Annotated in this window: 16 protein-coding genes; 6 read left to right on the top strand and 10 right to left on the bottom strand. The window is 27.8% G+C overall.

Translation table 11 applies throughout. The features are described from left to right. Window positions 1–64: 64 nt before the first annotated feature. The 5 genes from hdrA to sufC all read right to left on the bottom strand — a co-directional run bounded on the left by hdrA (window position 65) and on the right by sufC (window position 7008). Window positions 65–2401 (bottom strand): ferredoxin:CoB-CoM heterodisulfide reductase subunit HdrA, encoded by a 2337-nt coding sequence (hdrA, locus tag Q0087_RS05085; protein ID WP_297898591.1) that lies wholly within the window; start codon window positions 2399–2401, stop codon window positions 65–67. A gap of 208 nt (window positions 2402–2609) precedes the next feature. Next, window positions 2610–3587 carry a ferredoxin:CoB-CoM heterodisulfide reductase subunit HdrB gene (hdrB, locus tag Q0087_RS05080; RefSeq protein WP_297898590.1) on the bottom strand — a complete coding sequence of 326 codons (978 nt, stop codon included), beginning with the start codon at window positions 3585–3587 and terminating at the stop codon, window positions 2610–2612. Between the two features lie 46 nt (window positions 3588–3633). Continuing rightward, the gene (gene hdrC, locus Q0087_RS05075) at window positions 3634–4215 is read right to left on the bottom strand and encodes a ferredoxin:CoB-CoM heterodisulfide reductase subunit HdrC (protein ID WP_297898589.1); all 582 of its coding nucleotides are present in this window, start codon (window positions 4213–4215) and stop codon (window positions 3634–3636) included. Window positions 4216–5033: 818 nt separating this feature from the next. Further along, window positions 5034–6305 carry a SufD family Fe-S cluster assembly protein gene (locus Q0087_RS05070; protein WP_297898667.1) on the bottom strand — a complete coding sequence of 424 codons (1272 nt, stop codon included), beginning with the start codon at window positions 6303–6305 and terminating at the stop codon, window positions 5034–5036. Further along, a complete protein-coding gene (gene sufC, locus Q0087_RS05065; RefSeq protein WP_297898588.1) occupies window positions 6241–7008 on the bottom strand; it encodes a Fe-S cluster assembly ATPase SufC in 768 nt (255 codons plus the stop codon). Before sufC ends, Q0087_RS05070 begins: the two co-directional genes overlap by 65 nt. Before the next feature lie 1198 nt (window positions 7009–8206). Here sufC and Q0087_RS05060 point away from each other — a divergent pair. Genes Q0087_RS05060 through Q0087_RS05045 form a run of 4 tightly spaced genes read left to right on the top strand, consistent with a single transcriptional unit; the run spans window position 8207 to window position 12252 of the window. Further along, window positions 8207–8635, top strand: a complete 429-nt coding sequence (locus Q0087_RS05060) for a hydrogenase iron-sulfur subunit (protein ID WP_297898587.1) — start codon at window positions 8207–8209, stop codon at window positions 8633–8635. Window positions 8636–8649: 14 nt separating this feature from the next. Then, window positions 8650–9576 (top strand): F420-non-reducing hydrogenase subunit MvhG, encoded by a 927-nt coding sequence (mvhG, locus tag Q0087_RS05055; protein ID WP_297898586.1) that lies wholly within the window; start codon window positions 8650–8652, stop codon window positions 9574–9576. After that, entirely contained in the window at window positions 9577–11004 is a 1428-nt protein-coding gene (locus tag Q0087_RS05050) for a Ni/Fe hydrogenase subunit alpha (protein WP_297898585.1), read from the top strand. Between the two features lie 12 nt (window positions 11005–11016). Beyond that, the gene (locus Q0087_RS05045; RefSeq protein WP_297898584.1) at window positions 11017–12252 is read left to right on the top strand and encodes a 4Fe-4S binding protein; all 1236 of its coding nucleotides are present in this window, start codon (window positions 11017–11019) and stop codon (window positions 12250–12252) included. A gap of 272 nt (window positions 12253–12524) precedes the next feature. Here Q0087_RS05045 and Q0087_RS05040 read toward each other — a convergent pair whose 3' ends face one another. The 3 genes from Q0087_RS05040 to Q0087_RS05030 all read right to left on the bottom strand — a co-directional run bounded on the left by Q0087_RS05040 (window position 12525) and on the right by Q0087_RS05030 (window position 14868). Then, window positions 12525–13172, bottom strand: coding sequence for a DedA family protein (locus Q0087_RS05040; protein WP_297898583.1), 648 nt, complete (start codon window positions 13170–13172; stop codon window positions 12525–12527). An 89-nt stretch (window positions 13173–13261) separates the two neighbouring features. After that, entirely contained in the window at window positions 13262–13441 is a 180-nt protein-coding gene (locus Q0087_RS05035) for a CooT family nickel-binding protein (RefSeq protein ID WP_297898582.1), read from the bottom strand. A gap of 107 nt (window positions 13442–13548) precedes the next feature. Continuing rightward, a complete protein-coding gene (locus Q0087_RS05030; RefSeq protein WP_297898581.1) occupies window positions 13549–14868 on the bottom strand; it encodes a dihydroorotase family protein in 1320 nt (439 codons plus the stop codon). Between the two features lie 510 nt (window positions 14869–15378). On the opposite strand from Q0087_RS05030, the gene Q0087_RS05025 reads away from it, so the two are divergent. Further along, window positions 15379–16533: a nucleotidyltransferase family protein gene (locus tag Q0087_RS05025; RefSeq protein WP_297898580.1), complete on the top strand. Its 1155-nt coding sequence runs from the start codon at window positions 15379–15381 to the stop codon at window positions 16531–16533. Continuing rightward, window positions 16524–17282, top strand: a complete 759-nt coding sequence (locus Q0087_RS05020) for a peptidylprolyl isomerase (RefSeq protein WP_297898579.1) — start codon at window positions 16524–16526, stop codon at window positions 17280–17282. Before Q0087_RS05025 ends, Q0087_RS05020 begins: the two co-directional genes overlap by 10 nt. Before the next feature lie 390 nt (window positions 17283–17672). Here Q0087_RS05020 and Q0087_RS05015 read toward each other — a convergent pair whose 3' ends face one another. Together Q0087_RS05015 and serS are read right to left on the bottom strand one after the other, a co-directional pair. Continuing rightward, complete coding sequence (locus Q0087_RS05015) at window positions 17673–18590, bottom strand: hypothetical protein (protein ID WP_297898578.1); 918 nt, start codon at window positions 18588–18590, stop codon at window positions 17673–17675. A 407-nt stretch (window positions 18591–18997) separates the two neighbouring features. Beyond that, window positions 18998–20626 (bottom strand): serine--tRNA ligase, encoded by a 1629-nt coding sequence (gene serS, locus Q0087_RS05010; protein ID WP_297898577.1) that lies wholly within the window; start codon window positions 20624–20626, stop codon window positions 18998–19000. Window positions 20627–20668 lie beyond the last annotated feature (42 nt).

The raw sequence follows: 20668 nt of genomic DNA, 5'->3' as shown, positions 1-20668 counted from the left end.
TTCATTTTAAATGATAAATTATTATTTCTAACTTTTTTTAATTATTTTGTTTTATTTTTTGTTATTATGCTTCTTCATTTATACTTTCAATTTTTTCATCAAACTCTTTAAATTTATTTGCAAGTCCTCTGAAATAAGGTATGTAAACATTTGAAAATTGAAGTCTTTCTGGATCCATTCCATGTTCTTTTATTTCTTCTCTTATTTGGTTCATTTTATTTTCTACTTCTTGATACATTAGATCTCCAGGATATTCTCCAATAAATACTCCATCAGCACCATTTTCAAGAGCATAAATAATATGTTTTGGCATTACTCTATTTACTGAATGAATTTTGATTATATATATTGATTCTGGATAATCTACTCTATTAACTCCTATATTATCTGCTGCGGTATAACCTACTTGATCAAGGAATACAAGAATTCTTTTTTCCCCTTCTTTTTTGTCTTTTAACATTCCAGATATAGTTGCAAATATTTTTTCATCAATATTTCCATGTATATTTATTGCTTTAGGTTTACAAACAGTCAAACATTTTCCACATCCTGAACAAGACATAGGGTCTATGTAAATTTTATCATCTTTAATAGACATGGCTTTGTATTTACATATAGAAATACAGTCTTCACATAAATTACATCTTTCATCATCTATTTCTGCAACAAATGGTTCTATTTCAAGTCCATCATTCATTATTTCTGCAACTTTAGAAGCAGCTGCATGGGCTTGCATTATGCTGTCGGTGATATCTTTAGGACCCTGTGCACTTCCACAAACATAAGCTCCTTTAACATCAGTAGTAACAGGTTTTATTTTTGGATGTGTTTCTTTAATAAACATATCTTCTGTTAGTCCAACATCCATTATTTCTGCTATTTCTTGACTTCCAGTAGATGGTTCCATTGCAGTTGATAAAACAACCATATCAGTTTCAATTTCAGTAAATTTTTTTTGAAGAGTATCTTCTACTCTAACTACTAATGAATCTCCTTTTTTATTTACTTCACCCGGTCTACCTCTTAACAATCTTATTCCATTTTCTTGTCCATGTTTGTAGTATTTTTCGTACATTCCTGGGGTACGCATATCAGTATAACATATTATAACATCAGTATCTGGATATTTATGTTTGATTATATTTGCATTTTTTAAAGCTACCATACAGCATACTTTGGAACAATATTTATGCCCATCTGGTTTTTCATCTCTTGAACCTACACATTGTATCATGACAACTCTTCTTGGAACTTCTTCTTTAGATAACATTTTCAGTTTACCTTTAGTTGGACCATTGACTCCCATAATACGCCCAAGTTCACTTTGGGTTATAACATCTTCATATCTACCATATCCATATTCTGGTCGAAGTTCAGGATCAAAGGTTTTATGTCCTGTAGCTAATATAACTGCTCCAACATTTAGTGGAATTACTTCTTTTTCTCCTTTCAGATAAATGGCATCCATTGGACATTTTCTCATACATTTTCCACATTTTTCACAATTTTCCATATCTATTGTATATGCATCAGGATAACTTTGTGAAAATGGTTTATAAATGGCTTTTCTCATTGAAAGTCCGTCATCCCATATGTTTGGAACTTCAACAGGACATTCTTCAATACATTTGCCACAAGAAATACATTTATCTTCATCAACATATCGTGGATTGCTTTCAAGTAGAATATTGAAATTTCCAGCTCTTCTTTCTGTGTTTAAAACTTTAGTATTAGTTAGTATTTCTATATTTTCATGCCAAACTGTTTCATTCATTATGGGGTTAAGTAAACACATTCCACATTCTTCTGCTAATTTAACTGGAGAGAAAACTTTGCCAATTTTTACCATATTTCCTCCAATTGAGGGTTTCTTTTCGATTAGATATGTTTTAACTCCTTGTTTAGCTAATGATAGTGCAGCACTTATTCCTGATATTCCTCCTCCAATAACTGCGGCACTTTCTGGAGTTTGACAAAGAATAGGGTCAACAGCTTGTGATTGTTTTACTTTTTCGATTGATGCATTTACAAGTGTAATTGCTTTATCTGTTGCTTTTTCTATATCATTGTGGACCCAAGAACATTGTTCACGTAAATTAGCCATATCCATTAGATAAGGATTTAATGGCTGTATATAATCTTGAAAAGTTTTTTCATGAGTTATGGGTGAGCATGATGCAATTACGACACGATCTAAATCGTTGTTGACAATATTATCCCTAATTATTTTTCTCCCATTCAATGAACACAGATTTTCAAATTCTTCAATTACATCTGCATCAATTGAATTTTTAAGCCTTTCAATATCAACAATATCTGAGATGTTTCCACCACATCTGCAAATGAATACTCCAACACGGAGATCTGATTTTTGAGAATTTGGGGTTATTTTATTATACATTTTAATCCCTTATAATTATAATTTTAATATATTAATATTATGACATATATAATTCTGATTTAATAATACAATTTAATAATACAATTTAATAATACAATTTAATACTATAATTTAATAAATTTTAAGAACTAACAATAATCTAAAACCATAATATCATTAATTAATTATAATAATTAATAAATTAAATTAATAATTCCAAATTACTAAATTAAGCTTTATTAGTGGTTTTAACTTTTTTTATTTCATTTGTTAGATTTTTTTCCACTTTTTCAATTAAAGGTTCAATCGGGACTGTGTGTGTTTGGATTCCCATTACTTTGTAGGGGTCTGAACCCATTGCAAATGCTATTAACTGACATATATTTAAGTGTAACATTTTAAAATCAAGATTTAAATCTTTTTCAATAAATGGTTGATACCTATCAAACTGCATTTGGCAATTTGGACACATATGAACTAGAATATCTACATTTTCATTTTTTAATGATGTTAATTTTTCAGATGTAACCTTCATAGAAAGGTCTCGATTAACAAATCTTTGCCTGAAACCGGCTCCACAAGTAGATCTTTTATGGTCATACCAACCAATTGTTTCTATTCCACAACTTTTTAGAATTTCATCTAAGATCTTTGGATCTCTAAAACCTTCAGTAACATCTTCATATTGGACTTTACAATAATGACATGCAGGATGAGTAGCTATTCTAAATCCAGATAAGTCTATTTTTATATTTTTAGCAATTTCATCTTTTTTATCAAATAGAATATCTACTACATGAAATATATTTTTTGAAGAGTCAACTGTTCCTTCTTCATATTTCATTTCATCTAAACCAGTTTCATCATAAATATTATTTACTTTATCTCTAACTTCTATGTTATTATTTAATAGTTTAGCTACTTTTTTATGAATTGCATAACAAGTAGAGCACATCATCACTATATTAGTATGATTAGTTTTTTTGGCTATGCTGAAGTTTCTTCCTCCAATAACTGTTGTTGAAAGTTGATCATAAATATCAGAATAATGACCAAGACCAGTACAACAAGATTGCCTATCATCAACAATATATTCGACACCTATTTTATCAAAAACATATTTTGTTGAAGATTCAATTCCGGGGTACTCTCCGTTTATTAAACAACTTTTAAAGAGCATAATATTTTTATCAGGTATTTTTCGCATATATTTACCTTCTATAAGTTTATTAACATATTATTTTATTTTTAAATCATTTTCTAACTTTTTTAGCTCTTTTGTCAAGGCCAGTCTGTTTTAAAAGAGCCTTTATTTCATTTTTTGATTCTTCTGGCATTTCAAGTGGTTTAAGACCTAATTGTTCCCTTATATCATTTAAATTTAGGTTTTTTTCTTCCCATTCTTCACCAACATCTCTTTTTAAGTCTGAGTGGAAATTATCAGGGATACCTCCAAGACCTAAGTCCATCATTAAATCAACAAAACCTGCAAATGGTTTTACTTTTTCATTTGCTATTCCTTTCGATATGGCTATTTGTCTAAGTATTTGGTTAACTTCACATGCACTATTCCCAACAGGACAAATACTATGACAAGTATAACAATAAAAACAATTCCAGATTGTTTCATCATAAATTATTGATTCATCCCCTTCAAGAACCTTTTCAATCATCGTTCTAGGATTATATTCAGAGTTTCTAGCTCCAGGACACATTGAAGTACACATTCCGCACTGTACACATTTTAAAAGCCCTCTATCTTTAGAAAATTTAATATCCTCTACAATTTTTTCAGCTAACTCTAATGGGTTTTCATCTATTTTTATGGTTTCCATTTTATTCCTCTTCAATAAGATAATTTTTAAATGGTAACTAGTTATTTAATATTTTAATCTTATATTTCATCTTAATATTGTATTATTTATCTTTTATTCAAAAAATTTAATATATTAAAATTAAATATTAGCAAAATTATAATATAAACAAATAATATACTTTAATTTATAAATAATATGTTACGATAAAGGCCATATCTTAAAATTTAATTGATATGTTAAAATAAATTATTGTTGATGAATTTTTAATAAAAATTCTTATATTATAATACTCTTTATAACTTATAAACTCTTTCAAATAAAAATAATTTGTTTAAAATAAAGTACAATAATATGTTTTTTTTGTATAATAAAATATATCTCGATTAATAATATGTGTCCTAATAGTTGATAGATATTACCATAATACTTAATAATGTAAAAAATTAATAGTTAAAAAATCAATAGTATTAAATTAATAGTATGAATTAATATTTTTTCTAATTTTAATAAAATTTAATATAATATATTTTATTTTTAATAGTATAAATATTTTGTTAATAATTGTATTATACTTATTTAATAATACTATTATATTGATTAATAATTTAATAATTCCCATCTTATTTTATTTATATAATATTTTTAGTGTATATCTTTAAATTTACTTTTAGATAGGATTATAATTATTTTATTTTAAGATATATTTAGAATTAGATTATTTTAAGATAGATTTAGAATTATATTAATTTCAGAAAGATTTAAAAATTAAATTATTTAATATCTTCTCAATTTAAAAAAATTTTATAATTTATAGGTGTTGAGAAAAAGGTAGTGTTTCACATACCTTCTAAACTCATATCAATCATTCTTTTGGTTTCATTAGCTAATTCTGGTGGAAGACCAGTTATATCCATACTTAAAAAACCTCTAACAATCATAGAAGTTGCTTCTTCTTCAGTAAGGCCTCTTGATGTAAGATAATATATTTCTTCTTCATCAATTTTTCCAACAGCTGCTTCATGGGACATTTCAAGATTTGCAGCACTTGCTTCAAGTTCTGGAACAGCATAAATCATGGAATCATCTGAAAGGACTAGTCCATGACATTCAAGATGTCCTTTAACTCCTGGAACAGTTCCTGCTAAGTGTCCTCTTGAATAAATTTTTGATTCATCATTAGAAACGGCTCTAGATATGACTTCTGCAGCAGAACCTTTTCCATTTAAATAAACCCTTGAACCTACATCAATAATAGAATCCTTTTGTCCACTTTGTATGCTCTGAAATATTGCTTTTGAATTTTTACCTGAACAATATGCAGTTGGATAAGATTGTATTGTTTTAACAGGGCTTGTTAATATATAATTATTTATAAAAGTACCATCATCATCAATTTTTATACCGGTTCTAGGTCTTACTTCGACCTGTTCTGCCCAATTATGAACCATTGTAAATGTTATTTTTGCTCCTGGTTTTAAATAAAACTCTGAAACTCCAACATGAAGTGCAGAAGAAACATCTTCTCCAGTTGCACATCCAGTAATAACATGTAGTTCTGAATTTTCTTCAGCAATTATTATATTATGTGCTGTTTGCATAACTGTTTCATCACCAATAAACATACATGCTTGCATAGGGAAAACTTCTTTGGTTCCAGGTAAAGACCTTATAAAATATCCACTTCTTGTTCCTTCTTCATGTTCTCTAAGGGCGGTTTGAGCAGTATATTTATCTGCATCAGGGGATACAACATTCCACAAATATTGATCTAACCAGTTATATTTATTAAGTGCAGTTTCAAGATTCATTAATTCTATGGAATCTGAAATTGAGTTTGAATAAATATTACTTTGATCCATCTGAAGGAAAGATCCTGCTCGCTCATTTTCAGAGGTATCTACTCCTACTTTGAGAAGAGTTTCTTTTACTTTTTTTGGAACATCTTGGATACTATCTACGTTTTCATGTTCTTCTTTATCTTCTTTTGTAAATTCATCCATGTCAATATCGGATCCAATAGTTGCTTTTTTATCTTTAGCCTTTTCAGCTTTTTGTAATACATTTCGCACACTCAACACATCCTTTAAATCCTTCTTTTCGTATGTCATGTAAAATTTCATCAGGGTTTCCAGAACAGGCAATTTTACCATCCATTAATACATGGGCCATATCTGCCCCAACAAAATTAAGTATGTAGCCTAAATGAGTGATAAGCAATCCGGACCTCATTCTTTGTCCTGGCTTTTTATCTTTGTCAAGTAGTACATTTATCTCTTCAGCGAGTAATTCAACATTTTCAATATCAACGCCAGAATCTGGTTCATCAAACATAGTAAAATCTGGTTTTTGAGCAAGCAATTGAAGTATTTCTGATCTTTTAACTTCTCCTCCAGAAAATCCGAGATTAACATCTCTTTCAAGGAATTCTTCATTAAATTTAAGTTTATCTGTAAGTAATTGCATTTCAGGAGTAAGATTTTCTTCTTTTGTATCTTGACCACTTTCTACTTTTAGTAGATCTTTCAAATTAACTCCTCTAATTGCAGGAGGATTTTGAAAACTAACTCCTACTCCTCTTTTAACCCGTTCAGTAGTACTCAAGTTAGTTATATCTTCTCCTTTAAAAAATATGCTACCATTTACAATTTTATATTTTGGAAATCCAAGAATACTCATAAACAATGTGCTTTTTCCACTCCCATTTGGCCCTAAAAGTACATGTGTCTCTCCTTCTTTTATAGTCAGATCTATATCTTTTAAAACACGTTTTCCACTAACTTCAACAGCTAAATCCTTTATTTCAAGTAACATAATTCACCACCTTATTATCTTTATTAATTATATTTCTAATTATTTGATTTTAATTATAATTATAATTATAATATAATCATTTGATAATTTTAGTTATATTTACATAATATAATTATTTTATTAATTCTTTTTTTTAAATTATTATATATTATAAAATATTTTTATATATTTTATAAATATATTTTTTAAATTATAAATATGTTAATTTATTATTTTAAATATGATATTATAAATTAATATTAAAATTAATATTATAATAATTACATTATTAACTTGCAGTAATATTAATTATAATAATTTATTTTAATAAAATTTTTTTTACTTTATCAAAATTTAAAATTTTTTCTTTAATAAAAAAATTTTCAAAATTTTATTTTATCATATATGAACTATACTGTAAATTATTTATTATTTCATACTATAATAAAAATTATTATTATTTTTATTTTTATTTTTAAGTGAGACTAATAATTTTATTTATTAACCAATACTTTTATTTGCTTTGTTTTTACTAATATTATTTTAAATATCACTTTTTGTCATATTACATGGTTTAAATCTATAATAATAGTTTTAAATTTAATTTAATCTTTTAAATATCTTAAAATCTTTTTAAAGCTTTTATTTTTCTTTTTCGACAATATTAATCATTTATTTAATTGATTTTATTATTACTTTTTTAAAACTTAATATCCTATATAAGTTTTTCGACTTTGATTTCTAAGTAACCTTTATATTAATTATATTCCTAATGTATTAACAGTACATTGATGTAACGCTGAGCTAGCTCATTAAGGTACATTTAAAATTCAACATTAATAGATTATGCAGAGGATATTCATTGAACAAATGGATTATAATTCATTTGGATATGTGTTTATAATTGAATATTTAGGAATATATTTCTATTTTGAGGATGTTCTTTAGATTACTTTTTAGCTAATTTATTTGATGTTAATTTTTCAAATATACATGTATATGTAATTAGATTAAATTCAATATGATGAAATTCTTTATTATAGATAAATTATAGTTATATAAAAATTTGCAAATATAGAAATTTTTATCTAAACTTTACTATATTATCTAAAAATAATTTATGATATCTATAATAATATGTATATTATTAAATTAAGAATGAATTATTGAGTTTAAAATTTATGAATATAAATAAAATATGTTAAGTGGAGGAAACTCTATGGCTGAAGATGACGTAAAAATTGTAATGTTTTGTTGCAACTGGTGTTCCTATGGGGGAGCAGATACTGCAGGTACAGCTAGAATGCAATACCCACCGAATATTAGGGTTATTAGGGTAATGTGTTCTGGAAGAATTGAACCTCAGTTTGTATTGAAAGCATTCCGTGAAGGAGCAGATGGTGTAATAGTTGCAGGTTGCCACCACGGTGACTGCCATTATGACGCAGGTAATTACAAATTAGATAGAAGAATGAGACTAATTTACAAATTAGCTGAAGAAATGGGTATTGGAAAAGACAGAGTATACCATGATTGGATTTCTGCATCTGAAGGTGAAAAATTTGCAGAAACTGTTAAAATGATGGTAAACCGTATTAAAGAGTTAGGTCCTGCACCTTTAAAAGAACAACTTGATGCTGAGGCATAAGTGGAGGAAATAAAATGGCAGAAAAAGCAAAAATAGGAACTATGTGGCTTGGAGGTTGCTCTGGATGTCACTTATCTATTGCTGATTTTCACGAATCTTTATTAGATGTTTTAGAATTAGCTGATTTCGAATTTTCACCTGTTTTAATGGATACTAAATATGATGAAGTCCCTGAATTAGATGTATTAATTATTGAAGGTGGAATTCGTAATGAAGAAAACAGAGAATTAGCTGAAGAATTAAGGGAAAAAGCTAAATTTGTTATAAGTTATGGAACTTGCGCGGTTTATGGTGGAATACCTGGACTTGGTAATTTACATACTGTAGAAGATTTAGAACAAGAAGCATACATTAATTCCCCAAGTACTGTAAATGAAGAGGGAATTATTCCTAATGAAGATGTTCCAGCATTAGAAAGTAGAGTTAGACCTTTAGGAGAAGCAATCGATATAGACTTAATTGTACCAGGTTGTCCTCCAAGATCTGATGTTGTAGCTGAAGCGGTTGTATCTTTATTAAAAGGAGAATCTGTTGAATTACCTACAACTAATCTTTGTGAAGTATGTCCAAGAGAAAAACCACCTGAAGGTTTATCTATGGATTTCATTAAAAGACAATTTGAAGTTGGAAAACCTGAAGATGATTTATGTTTAATACCTCAAGGTTTAATCTGTATGGGGCCAGCTACTGTATCCTTATGTGGTGCAGAATGCCCATCCATAGCTATCCAATGTAGAGGTTGTTATGGTCCTACTGCTAAAGTAAAAGATCAAGGTGCTAAAATGATTAGTGCTATTGCATCTGATTATGGGGTAGAAGAAGATAAAACTATTGACCCAGAACAAGTGGCTGATCAATTAGATGATATTGTTGGTACTTTCTATACCTACACTTTACCAGCTGCTTTAATACCTGCAAAAATGCAAAATGGGGGAAAATAAATGGTAAAACTTACTATGGAACCTGTAACCCGTATTGAAGGACATGCAAAAATCACTGTCCAACTCGACGATGCAGGAAACGTACAAGATACAAAATTACATGTAATGGAATTTAGAGGATTTGAAAAATTCATGCAAGGACGTCCTGTTGAAGAAGCTCCAAGGATTGTTCCTAGAATTTGTGGTATTTGTGATGTACAACACCACTTAGCTGCTGCAAAAGCTGCTGATCAATGTTATGGATTTGAAGATAATGATATATTACCTGCTGCTTACAAAATGAGAGAATTAATGAACTGGGGTTCATTTATGCATTCTCATGCATTGCACTTTTATTTTTTAGCAGCTCCTGATTTAGTTATTCCTGATGGAAACAGAAAAACAAGGAATGTTTTCCAAATTATTAAAGATATGCCTGATGTAGCATTACAAGCTATTCAAATGAGGAAAAATGGTCTAGATATTGTTAAAGCTGTTGGTGGAAGACCAATTCACCCAACTTCTTCAACTCCTGGTGGAATATCCACTGAATTAGATGCTGAAACTCAAAAAGATTTACTTGCTAAAGCACAACAAAATGTTGAATTAGCTCAAGCAACTTTAGACTTAGCTACTCCTATATTTGAAGAAAAAATAGATTTAGTTAATTCTTTAGGTAATTTCGGCGACACTAGACACTGTGGTTTAACTAATGATGGTGTATGGGATGTTTACAACGGTGATGTTAGAATCAAAAGTAAAGATGGTTCTAAAACAGAATATGAATACAACAACCTCGGATACTTAGATGTTGTTGCTGAACATGTAAAACCATACTCTTGGTTAAAATTCCCTTATATCAAAGAATTAGGTTATCCTGATGGTATTTATAGAGTAGCTCCATTATCAAGAATTAATGTAGCAGATAAAATGCCTGATGCTGCACCTCTTGCTCAAGATAGATTTAAAGAGTTCCATGATAAATTTGGATATGGTCAAGCACCATTACTCTTCCACTGGGCAAGATTAATCGAGTTATTAGCTTCTGCTGAATGTGCAGCTGCACACTTAGAAGGCGACTTATCTGGTAAAAAATTCCCAGATGCAATTGAAAGAGTAGCTGGTGAAGGTGCAGGTATTGTAGAAGCTCCTCGTGGAACTTTAATACACCATTATAAAACTGATGATGATGGTTTAATGACCAATGTTAATATTGTTGTTGCAACCATCCAAAATAATCCAGCAATGGAAATGGGTATTCAAAAAGTAGCTAAAGACTACATCAAACCTGGCGTTGAAGTCGATGATAGTATTTTCAACTTAATGGAAATGGTTATCAGAGCTTACGACCCATGTTTATCTTGTGCTACTCACTCAATGGATAGCCAAATGAGATTAGCTACTATAGAAGTTTATGATAGTGAAGGCAATTTAATTAACAAAATCTAAGGGGTGTAACATATGATCGTAGTCAATCAAGAAGACTGCATCAAGTGTGGAGCATGTGAAGGAACATGCCCATCTGCAGCTATCGAATTAGAAGATCAAAAAGTCGTCTACTGTGATATCTGTGGTGGAGAACCTAAATGTGTTGAAACTTGCCCACAAGGTGCACTCACTGTGGATGAATTACTCATTAATGAGAATGGAGACACCCAAGCAAGAATTGTTTTCAATCCAGTTAAATGTAATGAATGTGGAGATTGTGTAGAAATATGCCCTCCTCAAACATTAAAAATCTGTGATTGTGAAGGTGCTTTGAATTTACAAGGTTTCTGTGTAATGTGTCAAAAATGTGTAAACATCTGTCCAGTTGAAGTAATTGGAATTCCAGGAATTAAAGAACCTAAAACTCGTGAAATAGAAATCACTGAACCTATCTTTATTAAAGATTGTGTTGGCTGTGGAACTTGTGTTCCTGAATGCCCTGTTGATGCTATTACACTTCCAGAAGTTGGTGGAGAAATAGTTATTGATGAAGATACTTGTATTAAATGTGGAGTTTGTTCTCAAACTTGCCCATGGGATGCAGTATTTATATCAAAGAAAAGACCAGTAAAACGTTCAAAAGAAATCAAGTCCTTTACTTTAAGTGAAGATACTTGTATTGGTTGTAATACTTGTGTTGATGCTTGTCCTGGTGACTTCATTGAAGCTAAATCCAATTTAACCGTAGACCTTCCAGATATTTGTGCTGCTTGCAGTTTATGTGAAAAACTCTGTCCAGTTGATGCTATTAGCTTAGACGTCGAATGGGGAGATGCAAAACCTGCAAATGAGGAAGGAGTTGTCAATAATTCTGAAAAATGTGATTTCTTAGGTGCTTGTGCTGTTTCTTGTCCTTCTGAAGCTATTCGTGTAGTTAGGAAAGACGGTGTACAAATTCCTGGTGAAGAACAAACAAACAAAGAACCATCATTCAATATGTGTGTTAGATGTGGTGCATGTGCCGCAAAATGTCCTGAAGGGGCTTTAACTTTAGCACCTATTGATAAAGTAGCTAATGGGGAAATTGTTGAAAGAAATAGAATTGTTTTCAATCCATCTAAATGTAATCAATGTGGAGATTGTATCGATGTTTGTCCATATGATATGTTGAAACTTAAGGATGAAGGTAATTTACCTCTCGTTGGTTTCTGTACTTTATGTGAACAATGTATCGAAGCATGTCCTAAAGATGCAATGGAATTTAAATAAACAAGAAAACAAAATATTTTTAATATATTAGATGGTTAATCCATCTAATTTTTTTTTTAATATATTTATTAGTTTAATTTACAAAAATAATATTTAGCTCATTTTTTAGCCTATTTATAAAAATAATATTTAGCTTATTTTTTAGCCTATTTATAAAATAACATTTTTATTTTTTAGCATATATTTTATAAAAATAATATTTAGTTTATTCTTAATAGAATTATAATTACTTATTTTTTCCAGGTATTTAATAAAAACAGATTATATATTTATTATTTCTCATTATCATTATTCTGATTTTTTTTATATAATATATATCCTATTATGCCAACAAATATAGCTATTACAACTATTTCTTCTAAAAATGATATTTGATTTGCTATATTTTTATATACATTTCCAAATTGCCATCCTAAAAATCCAAGAATAGTGGCTCTTGTTAATCCTCCTAGAAATGTTATGATAATATACTTTTTAAGATCATACCGAATAACTCCACAGAATGCACTAATAGCTACACTAGGGATAACTGGTATAGCTCTTACACCATAGAGAATAATTTCGTCTTTTGTTTGTTTTTGGAATTTTTCATCTGTTTTTTCAATATCTTCCCAGTTAATAGCTAAATATTTTCCCCATTTAACTATGAATGGTTTGCCAATATAATAACAAATACCATATATGAATAGTGATCCTATTGTCATTCCCAAAGCTGCGGGAAGTGCGACATTCAAGAAAAGATTTGTAATGGAAGTTAATCCAATTATTTGTCCTTCTAATATAAAAAAACTACTTCCTAATATAATTATTGTTGAAGGTATTGGGGCGATTATCTCTTCAATTATGCTTCCAAGAAATACTCCAATTGCACCATATTCAATAAAAAAAGATTGTAAATAGCTTGTAACTGTTTCTAACATAATTTTCAACTTTTAATTTTCAGCTTTTAATTTTCAGCTTTTAATTTTCAGCTTTTAATTTTTGAATTATAATTCAATTTTTATCTTTTTTAAATTTCATCTATAATTAGTTTATGTTCTTCTAGCTCTAATCTGATAAATTTCCCATAGATAATTTTTTTTTCATTTAGTATATCCGTCATGGTTATTTTTGTATCTTCAATATCAACAACCATAACATCTTCCATTATTAATTCTCCATTACTATTATAAATATTAGATTCACACATGATTTAAACCTCTATTGATTCTAAAAATGATATTAATTTTAAACTATATATAATTTTAATTTTCTATTAATTTTAAAACTTTATTAATCTCAAAACTTTATTAATTTTTAATCATAAACATATTTAGTTATATTTTTATATTCTGAATTTACACCTAAAAATTCATTATCATTCATAATAATTTTACCATTACAAATTGTCATAGTAGCTATTCCTTTATAATAAAAATCTTCAAAAGGACTATATTTTGCTTTTGTATAGAAATTGTCCATATTTAGCCTTCCTTCTTTTTTGAGGTCAACTACTATTAGGTCAGCATCATAATTTTTAATTATTTTTCCTTTATTTGGAATATTGAATCGCTTTGCAGGGTTTTCTGACATTAATTTAGGAATCATTTTCAAATCAATATTTCCTTTATTTACTTCAGTCAATATAAGTGGGAGTGTAGTTTCTAAATTTGGAATTCCCGGGTTTGAATCCCAAACTCCTTTTTGTTTTTCATCTAAAGAATGTGGGGCATGATCAGTACCAATCATATCAATCGAGTTCAATGATTCAATTGTTAAATTTTCTCCTTTTGGTCTTAAAGGAGGATTAGTTTTAACAATATTTCGCAATGTATTAAAATAACTATTGTCTAAAAGTAAGTGATGAGGGGTTATTTCAGTTGTAATTCCTATTTTTAAATTTTTAATTGATTTTAGATAATTTAGTGCATTTATGGTGCTTAAATGACAAATATGTAGAGATAAATTGTATTTATGGGCTAATCCTATTGCATATTTGACTGAAATAAGTTCTGACTTAGAATCTCTTGCATAGCTATAATCTATTGCATTATTTTCACTAGAACGCCCTAACTTTTTAATTCTATCTGTATTTTCTATTATGGTCTTTTTATCTTCACAGTGTAAGGTTATAGGTATGTTTTTTGATTTAATATTAAAAGAAAGATTTTCAAACATTTTTTCAATTTCAAAATTTTCATATAAATCCATAAATATTTTGAATGATGCAGGATTTAGTTTAGATATTTTTTTTATTTCCTCTATACTACTTAATCCTCCATGAAGTCCAAAATTAATAATGCTTTTATTTTCACCTATTTTTTTCTTTTCTTTAAATGCTTTAGCAGTATTTGTTGGAGGAATAGTATTTGGCATATCCAATACTGTTGTAAATCCACCATGAGCCGCAGCTAAACTGCCACTTTTAAAATTTTCTTTATATGTTAATCCTGGGTCTCTAAAATGAACATGTGGATCAATTAATCCTGGAAGAAGAATTTTTCCACTTATATCAATCTCTTCTTCACCATTTATGGGCTGTTTTGATATTTCAGATATTTTCCCATCTTTTATACCTATATAATGATTTCCAGATTTCTCTATTAACTTAGAATTTTTAATTACTAAATCATTCATTTTGACTTTTCCTAATTATTTTTTATAATAATTATTTTAATTTATAAAATTAGCTTTTAAAATATATTAATTAGCTTTTAAAATATTCTATTAAATTTTTTAAAAAATATTAAAGATATATTTGAAATATAACCAATAATTATCTGTTTTGTGTATGTTTTTCTTATATTTATTCTATTTATTCTACTAATTATTTTAATAATTTATATTAATATTTCGTTTTAATAATTTATATTTTTATCTTTAATCTTCCTTTTTATTATTTTTGGAACTATTTTTTATTATTTTTATTTTTATAAATTTTTCACTTTCATTTTAACTTTTTACTTTTTTATTAATACTTTTAATATTCTTATTTTATTTTTACATTATTTTTATATTATTTTTATATTATTTTTTATTTTATAATTCTTTAATAATATCATAAATAATATTCATTTTTGAACTATTTTTTGTTATATAATAATTAATTAGTAAAATAGTTATAACTAAAAAAATAAAAATATAAGTATGCACTCAGATGAATTAGGAACATTAGATGATTTTGTAAAAAAGATAATTAAAAGAGATATGGATATTTTTTATAAAGATTATAATGATTCTATTGGATTGTCAAATAAAAATGAGGAATTGGAAGATGTTGGCAATTCTAAAAAAAGTCTGATTGCTGATTTTACAGAATATAATCCTCTTCATAATGGTCATTACCATTGTATGAATGTAGCTAAAGAAAAAATTCCTAACAATTTGTTTGTAGCTGTTGTACCTGGGCTATTTGAAAGAAGTGGTAGGGGACTACCTTTTATCATGACAAGGGAAGCAAGAGCAAAAACAGCTATAGCTGCTGGTGCAGATATAGTTGTTGAAGGTCCTCCTATGGGAATAATGGGGTCTGGTCAATATTCTCTCTGTTTAGCTAAAACTTTCAAAGCTTTAGGTGCTGATTTTATCCCTAGGGGGTATCGACCTTTTGAAGGTTATGATATTATTTTAGATAGGATAAAATTAGGACATTCTGTTGCTCCAAGACCATATCAAATTATGGATATGGACAAAAGGGAAGTTCTTTATGAAGGCAAGCTTGAAGAAGATAATTATGTTATAACATCTCTTTCAAAATCGTTGAAAAGGATAAATTTTGATTTTAAAGATAAATTTATTTTTGTAAAACGTATTGAAGGAGTAAGCGGGACTTTAATTCGTGAAGCTACTATGAAAGGAGACTTTTCAAATGTAAATAATATGATGCCATCTTCCACAATAGATATATTAGATGAGGAGATAAAAAATAATAGGGCTCCTTTAAATATGTCTAGAGATTTTGATTCAATTATTGATTCAGTGAATAAGCTTTCTTTTACTGAATTAGTAAGTTTAAATCTTATTGATGATAAAACAGCTAAAAAAATAGTTAATTTTAGAGAAGATAAAGATTTCGAGTCAATTGAAGAAGTTCAAAATTGCATCTCATATGGATTTTCTAGTCACTTTAACCATAGGGTTTTAAGTGTATTAGAAACTAAAATAAATAAGGATATAATTTATGATTATATTGATAACTATCCTTCTAAAATTAGAGTTCTAGATTACAAAAATGAGAATGTTTTAGAAGAGTTTAAAGAAAAAATTAATGAAAATAATAGGAGAATCGAATTATGGCAATAAAAAATGGCGATTTTATTAAATTAGAATTTACTGGTAAAATTAAAGAAACTGGAGATGTTTTTGATACTACTAACGAAGAAATAGCTAAAGAATCAGGAATTTTAGTAGAAAATAAAGAATATGGTCCAATACCTATTGTTGTTGGAGGTAATCATTTATTAAAAGCTATTGATGAAGCTGTTATTGGTTTAGATGTTGGAGAATCAAAAGAAATTGAAGTTTCTCCTAAAGATGGTTTCGGAGAAAGAGATTCTAATCTAATTCAATTAATTCCTATGAAGGAATTCAAAAAACAGGGTATGACTCCTCATGTTGGTATGGAATTAACTTCCGAAGGCCATAAAGGGAGAGTTTTAACTGTTAGTGGTGGAAGAGTTAAAGTAGACTTCAACCATGACTTAGCTGGTAAAAATCTCGAGTACAGTATTGTAATCTCTGACATAATTGAAGATGATGAAGAAAAAATCAAAAGTATGATTCAACTTCATTATTCCTATCCGAATATGGATCTTGATAAAACTGAAATCAAAATTGATGGGGATAAAGTTAGTATAAAACTAGATGAAATTACTAGATTTGATCAAAAATCTTACATGGATGTTACTTTTGCAAGATTCAGAATATCCAAAGATATTTGGGACAATATGGACTTTGAAAAAGTAGAATTTGTAGATGCATTTGAAAAGAAAGTAGAAGAAGCAGAGGATAACTCTTCTGATGAAAATAATGAAAGTGAAGAAAATAATTAATAAATTATTCATTTTTCATTTTCTATTTATTCTATTATTTGCTTAATTTTATTTTTAATAGGGATTTTTCATTTAACTTTTTTTAATATACTTTTTTTTTTTGAATGGATTTTTTTAATATATTTTTCATGTTTAAATAATTATTACATATTTAATTCATTGATTGTTTGTATTTATTTCTATTTTTCAGCATATTAACTAATTTTTCAATTATAATAAGTTTAAACTATATAATCTAATATAAAAATAAAAAATCTATATTTAAAAATTAATTAAGTATATATTTAAAAAATAATATTTAATGTTAATTAGTAAAATCTAGAAATAAAATTAAATTAATATGAAAATAAATATAATAAAAAAATTAAAAAATATTAAAAAATATTTTAACTAAAATAATGAATTTATAGCATCTAAAATATTTGGATATTGACTATGTAGTGTTAATAAATATACTACATAAATTACAACAAATATTATTAATAATATCAATATTGCAGTTAAAACTGTTTCTGTTGATGTAAATGGTTTTTTTTCCTGTTTTTTATAATGTATATTTTTTCTATGAAGTGAGGCAGGAGTATATTCATCATTATTTTTATTTTGCTGAATATTTGAATTTTCATTCCTTAAATTTTCCATTATTGGAACACTTTTATTTTGGTTACCATAATCTTCAAATTCATTTTGTTTGTTAGTAGGTTTTTCTTGGATAAATGGTTCTTTAGTAATTGAACCATGTTTTGCTTCATCCATAGCTAGTTGATCACTCAAAGACAGTTCTCTTTCTATCCCTATTTGATCATTTTCGCGTATATTTGTTTTTTGAGGTTTTTCATCATAGTAAAGGTCATCTAAATATTTCTCATATTTATCTTCGATTTTTTTATCAGGAGTTATATGATCCTTATTTTCACGAGTATCATTATAAAATCTATCATCACCATAGAGGTCATCATAATTTTCATTAGAACCTTCTGGATTTTGCTGTGTTGGGGAATTGTTTAAGTAGTCTTCATCTGCAAAATTCTTTTCTTCTGTAGGATTTCTGATTTTTTCTGTCTGATAAGGGTCTTGTTCAGCAGGAATTTGATTATTTTCACTATTAATTGCATTTTTTTGCTCACGATGTCCATCATCATGTTTATTACTAGCTATACTCGCTAATTCTGGACCTACAAGCTCACTCATACAATCTTCACAATAATTTTTTCCAGCAATATTTATGGCACATTCTTCACATAATTCTTTCCCACAGAATTGACAGTTAGCTACAGAATTTCTATTGGGATGTTTTTCACAACTCATGGTTTCTACCCTTGTTGATTTCGATGAAATTTTAAATTTTAGTTTATATTATAAAATATAATTTTTCTCTAAAATTATATTTCATTAAGTATTTTTAATACATATAATATTAAACTATAATCTAAATATTAAAAATAATACTTTCTAACTATTGAAAATAATACTTCAGAAATTATAATAAATACTAAAATATTTACTAATTTTTAAATTAATATATTATAATTGTTCTATTTATTATTTATATTTAATGTTTTCCAACTATTTTTAATAATAATATTCTATTTCATTTAATATTAATTTTTATTTATAAACTGATGATATTGGTATTATTTAATCTAATTTTTCATTTTATTTTTTTAAAAATTAGTGAAAAAATAGTATTTTTATAAATAAATTATTAAATATTTCTATTCTTTGGATTGCGGCCATGTTAATATTTTTGGAATTTTGGTTTTTTTGTATTGAGTTCTAATCATTTCTGGCCAATTATTTTCATCAAATCCTTTTTGTGCTAAAAATCCAAATAACCAGCGTGTCAGACCTAATCCAGTACAACCTGTCCAAAGTGTGTGTTTATGTGCTTCTCTAATAGAAAAACCTTCTGTAAAGTGGGTTCCATGAACATTAGCAGAAACAACAGCTACTCCTTTTTCTTGACCTGGAACTTTTAATCTCATTTCATATTTTGGAACATCGGGAAATTCAATCCCTCTACTTTCAACTTTTCTTCCTTCAAGATAAAAAGGATCATCTCCAATTTCAGTATACCACTCAAGTTCAAGTTTAGTGGCTAATTCATGAGATAATTCCAGAGTTGCGTCTCTAATTTCATTTGTTTGTTTAGGTTTATCTATCCATACTAACTCTATACGTTGAAATTCGTGAACTCTATCAATTCCTTTAGCTCCTCCAGATTCCCATCTATATGTCCAACCACTTTTATCATAAAATTTTATTGGAAGATCTTTTTCATCTATAACTTCATGGGATAGAAATTCATAGAATGGTTCGCATTGTGCTGCAGCTAAAACATAAGCAGGATCTTTTAGTCCACTTTTAAGAAGATCCATTGGGACTTCTCTATTAATAGCTAATTCATTTTTAAATTTGTTAAATACTTCTGGGTCACGTTTAGGTGCACTACAATAATACATACCCTCAGGAAGTCCATCTAAATATCTCATTTTGTCCATTGTAGGAATAGGAATCAATTTTGGAAATAAACATTCATCGAATCCAAGTTTTTCAATTATATCATCGATTAAAACTTTTTCAAAAGCTCTTTGGAGTGCTGTCATCTGAGGTCCATAAAACCACTGACCTCTTCCAGGAAATGTCTTTATCCAACCTAATTCAATAGCTTTCTCAGTGACATCTCCTTCGAAATAATTTTCAAATTCGGGGCTACGAGCAATTATTTTTCCAGGTGTGGTTTTTGTAACTGTAAATGTAAGATCTTTTTCTTCTAAATTTTCAGAAGGGTCTCCAGAAGCCATTTGCCTACTTTCAGCTACATTTTCATCATTTTCTTCTTTAATTTCTTCTTTTTTCGTGCTTATATGTTTTATAACTCTATTTATGCCTTGTTTTCTAATTTCAGATTCATTCATATCTTTTATAGTGACTATAACATAATTATCTTTAATTTGAAAATCTTCTATCTGAGGAAGCTCTTTAACTAATTGGTGATTAATTTCATATTCTCCTTCCCCCGTAGGAATAGTCACTTGATATGTGTCAATATGAATTTTTCTGACTCCTAAATGATATTTTTTACCAAGTAATTGTGTTAATGGTTTTTTTATTCTAAGTAATCCATCATGGGATCTTACTTTACTTCCAGATTTTATTTCAAGTTTTAGTTCATTCCCTTCAATATTCCAATCTGTTATTTTGGCTCCTTCATTTTCATGGCCCTCTTTAACACCTTTAAGTAATATGTCTTTGTTTGCTTCTTCAACAAACTTTGCAATATCCTCTTCAGCATCTTCAGCATTTTTATTAAATGTTATTGTCCCTTTAAGTAGAAATTTCATAATTTCACCAGTAATATTTATTTTATTTGATATTATTTGAAA

The organism is uncultured Methanobrevibacter sp. (assembly GCF_937881195.1).
In the GTDB taxonomy this organism is placed as follows: Archaea; Methanobacteriota; Methanobacteria; order Methanobacteriales; family Methanobacteriaceae; genus Methanobinarius.
This window is presented reverse-complemented; position numbering and strand designations above follow the sequence as displayed.

Excerpts from the sequence above, each read along its gene's own strand:
- hdrA (WP_297898591.1), bottom strand. The coding sequence starts at position 2,401 with ATGTATAATAAAATAACCCCAAATTCTCAAAAATCAGATCTCCGTGTT.
- hdrB (WP_297898590.1), bottom strand. The coding sequence starts at position 3,587 with ATGCGAAAAATACCTGATAAAAATATTATGCTCTTTAAAAGTTGTTTA.
- hdrC (WP_297898589.1), bottom strand. The coding sequence starts at position 4,215 with ATGGAAACCATAAAAATAGATGAAAACCCATTAGAGTTAGCTGAAAAA.
- Q0087_RS05070 (WP_297898667.1), bottom strand. The coding sequence starts at position 6,305 with ATGACATACGAAAAGAAGGATTTAAAGGATGTGTTGAGTGTGCGAAAT.
- sufC (WP_297898588.1), bottom strand. The coding sequence starts at position 7,008 with ATGTTACTTGAAATAAAGGATTTAGCTGTTGAAGTTAGTGGAAAACGT.
- Q0087_RS05060 (WP_297898587.1), top strand. The coding sequence starts at position 8,207 with ATGGCTGAAGATGACGTAAAAATTGTAATGTTTTGTTGCAACTGGTGT.
- mvhG (WP_297898586.1), top strand. The coding sequence starts at position 8,650 with ATGGCAGAAAAAGCAAAAATAGGAACTATGTGGCTTGGAGGTTGCTCT.
- Q0087_RS05050 (WP_297898585.1), top strand. The coding sequence starts at position 9,577 with ATGGTAAAACTTACTATGGAACCTGTAACCCGTATTGAAGGACATGCA.
- Q0087_RS05045 (WP_297898584.1), top strand. The coding sequence starts at position 11,017 with ATGATCGTAGTCAATCAAGAAGACTGCATCAAGTGTGGAGCATGTGAA.
- Q0087_RS05040 (WP_297898583.1), bottom strand. The coding sequence starts at position 13,172 with ATGTTAGAAACAGTTACAAGCTATTTACAATCTTTTTTTATTGAATAT.
- Q0087_RS05035 (WP_297898582.1), bottom strand. The coding sequence starts at position 13,441 with ATGTGTGAATCTAATATTTATAATAGTAATGGAGAATTAATAATGGAA.
- Q0087_RS05030 (WP_297898581.1), bottom strand. The coding sequence starts at position 14,868 with ATGAATGATTTAGTAATTAAAAATTCTAAGTTAATAGAGAAATCTGGA.
- Q0087_RS05025 (WP_297898580.1), top strand. The coding sequence starts at position 15,379 with ATGCACTCAGATGAATTAGGAACATTAGATGATTTTGTAAAAAAGATA.
- Q0087_RS05020 (WP_297898579.1), top strand. The coding sequence starts at position 16,524 with ATGGCAATAAAAAATGGCGATTTTATTAAATTAGAATTTACTGGTAAA.
- Q0087_RS05015 (WP_297898578.1), bottom strand. The coding sequence starts at position 18,590 with ATGAGTTGTGAAAAACATCCCAATAGAAATTCTGTAGCTAACTGTCAA.
- serS (WP_297898577.1), bottom strand. The coding sequence starts at position 20,626 with ATGAAATTTCTACTTAAAGGGACAATAACATTTAATAAAAATGCTGAA.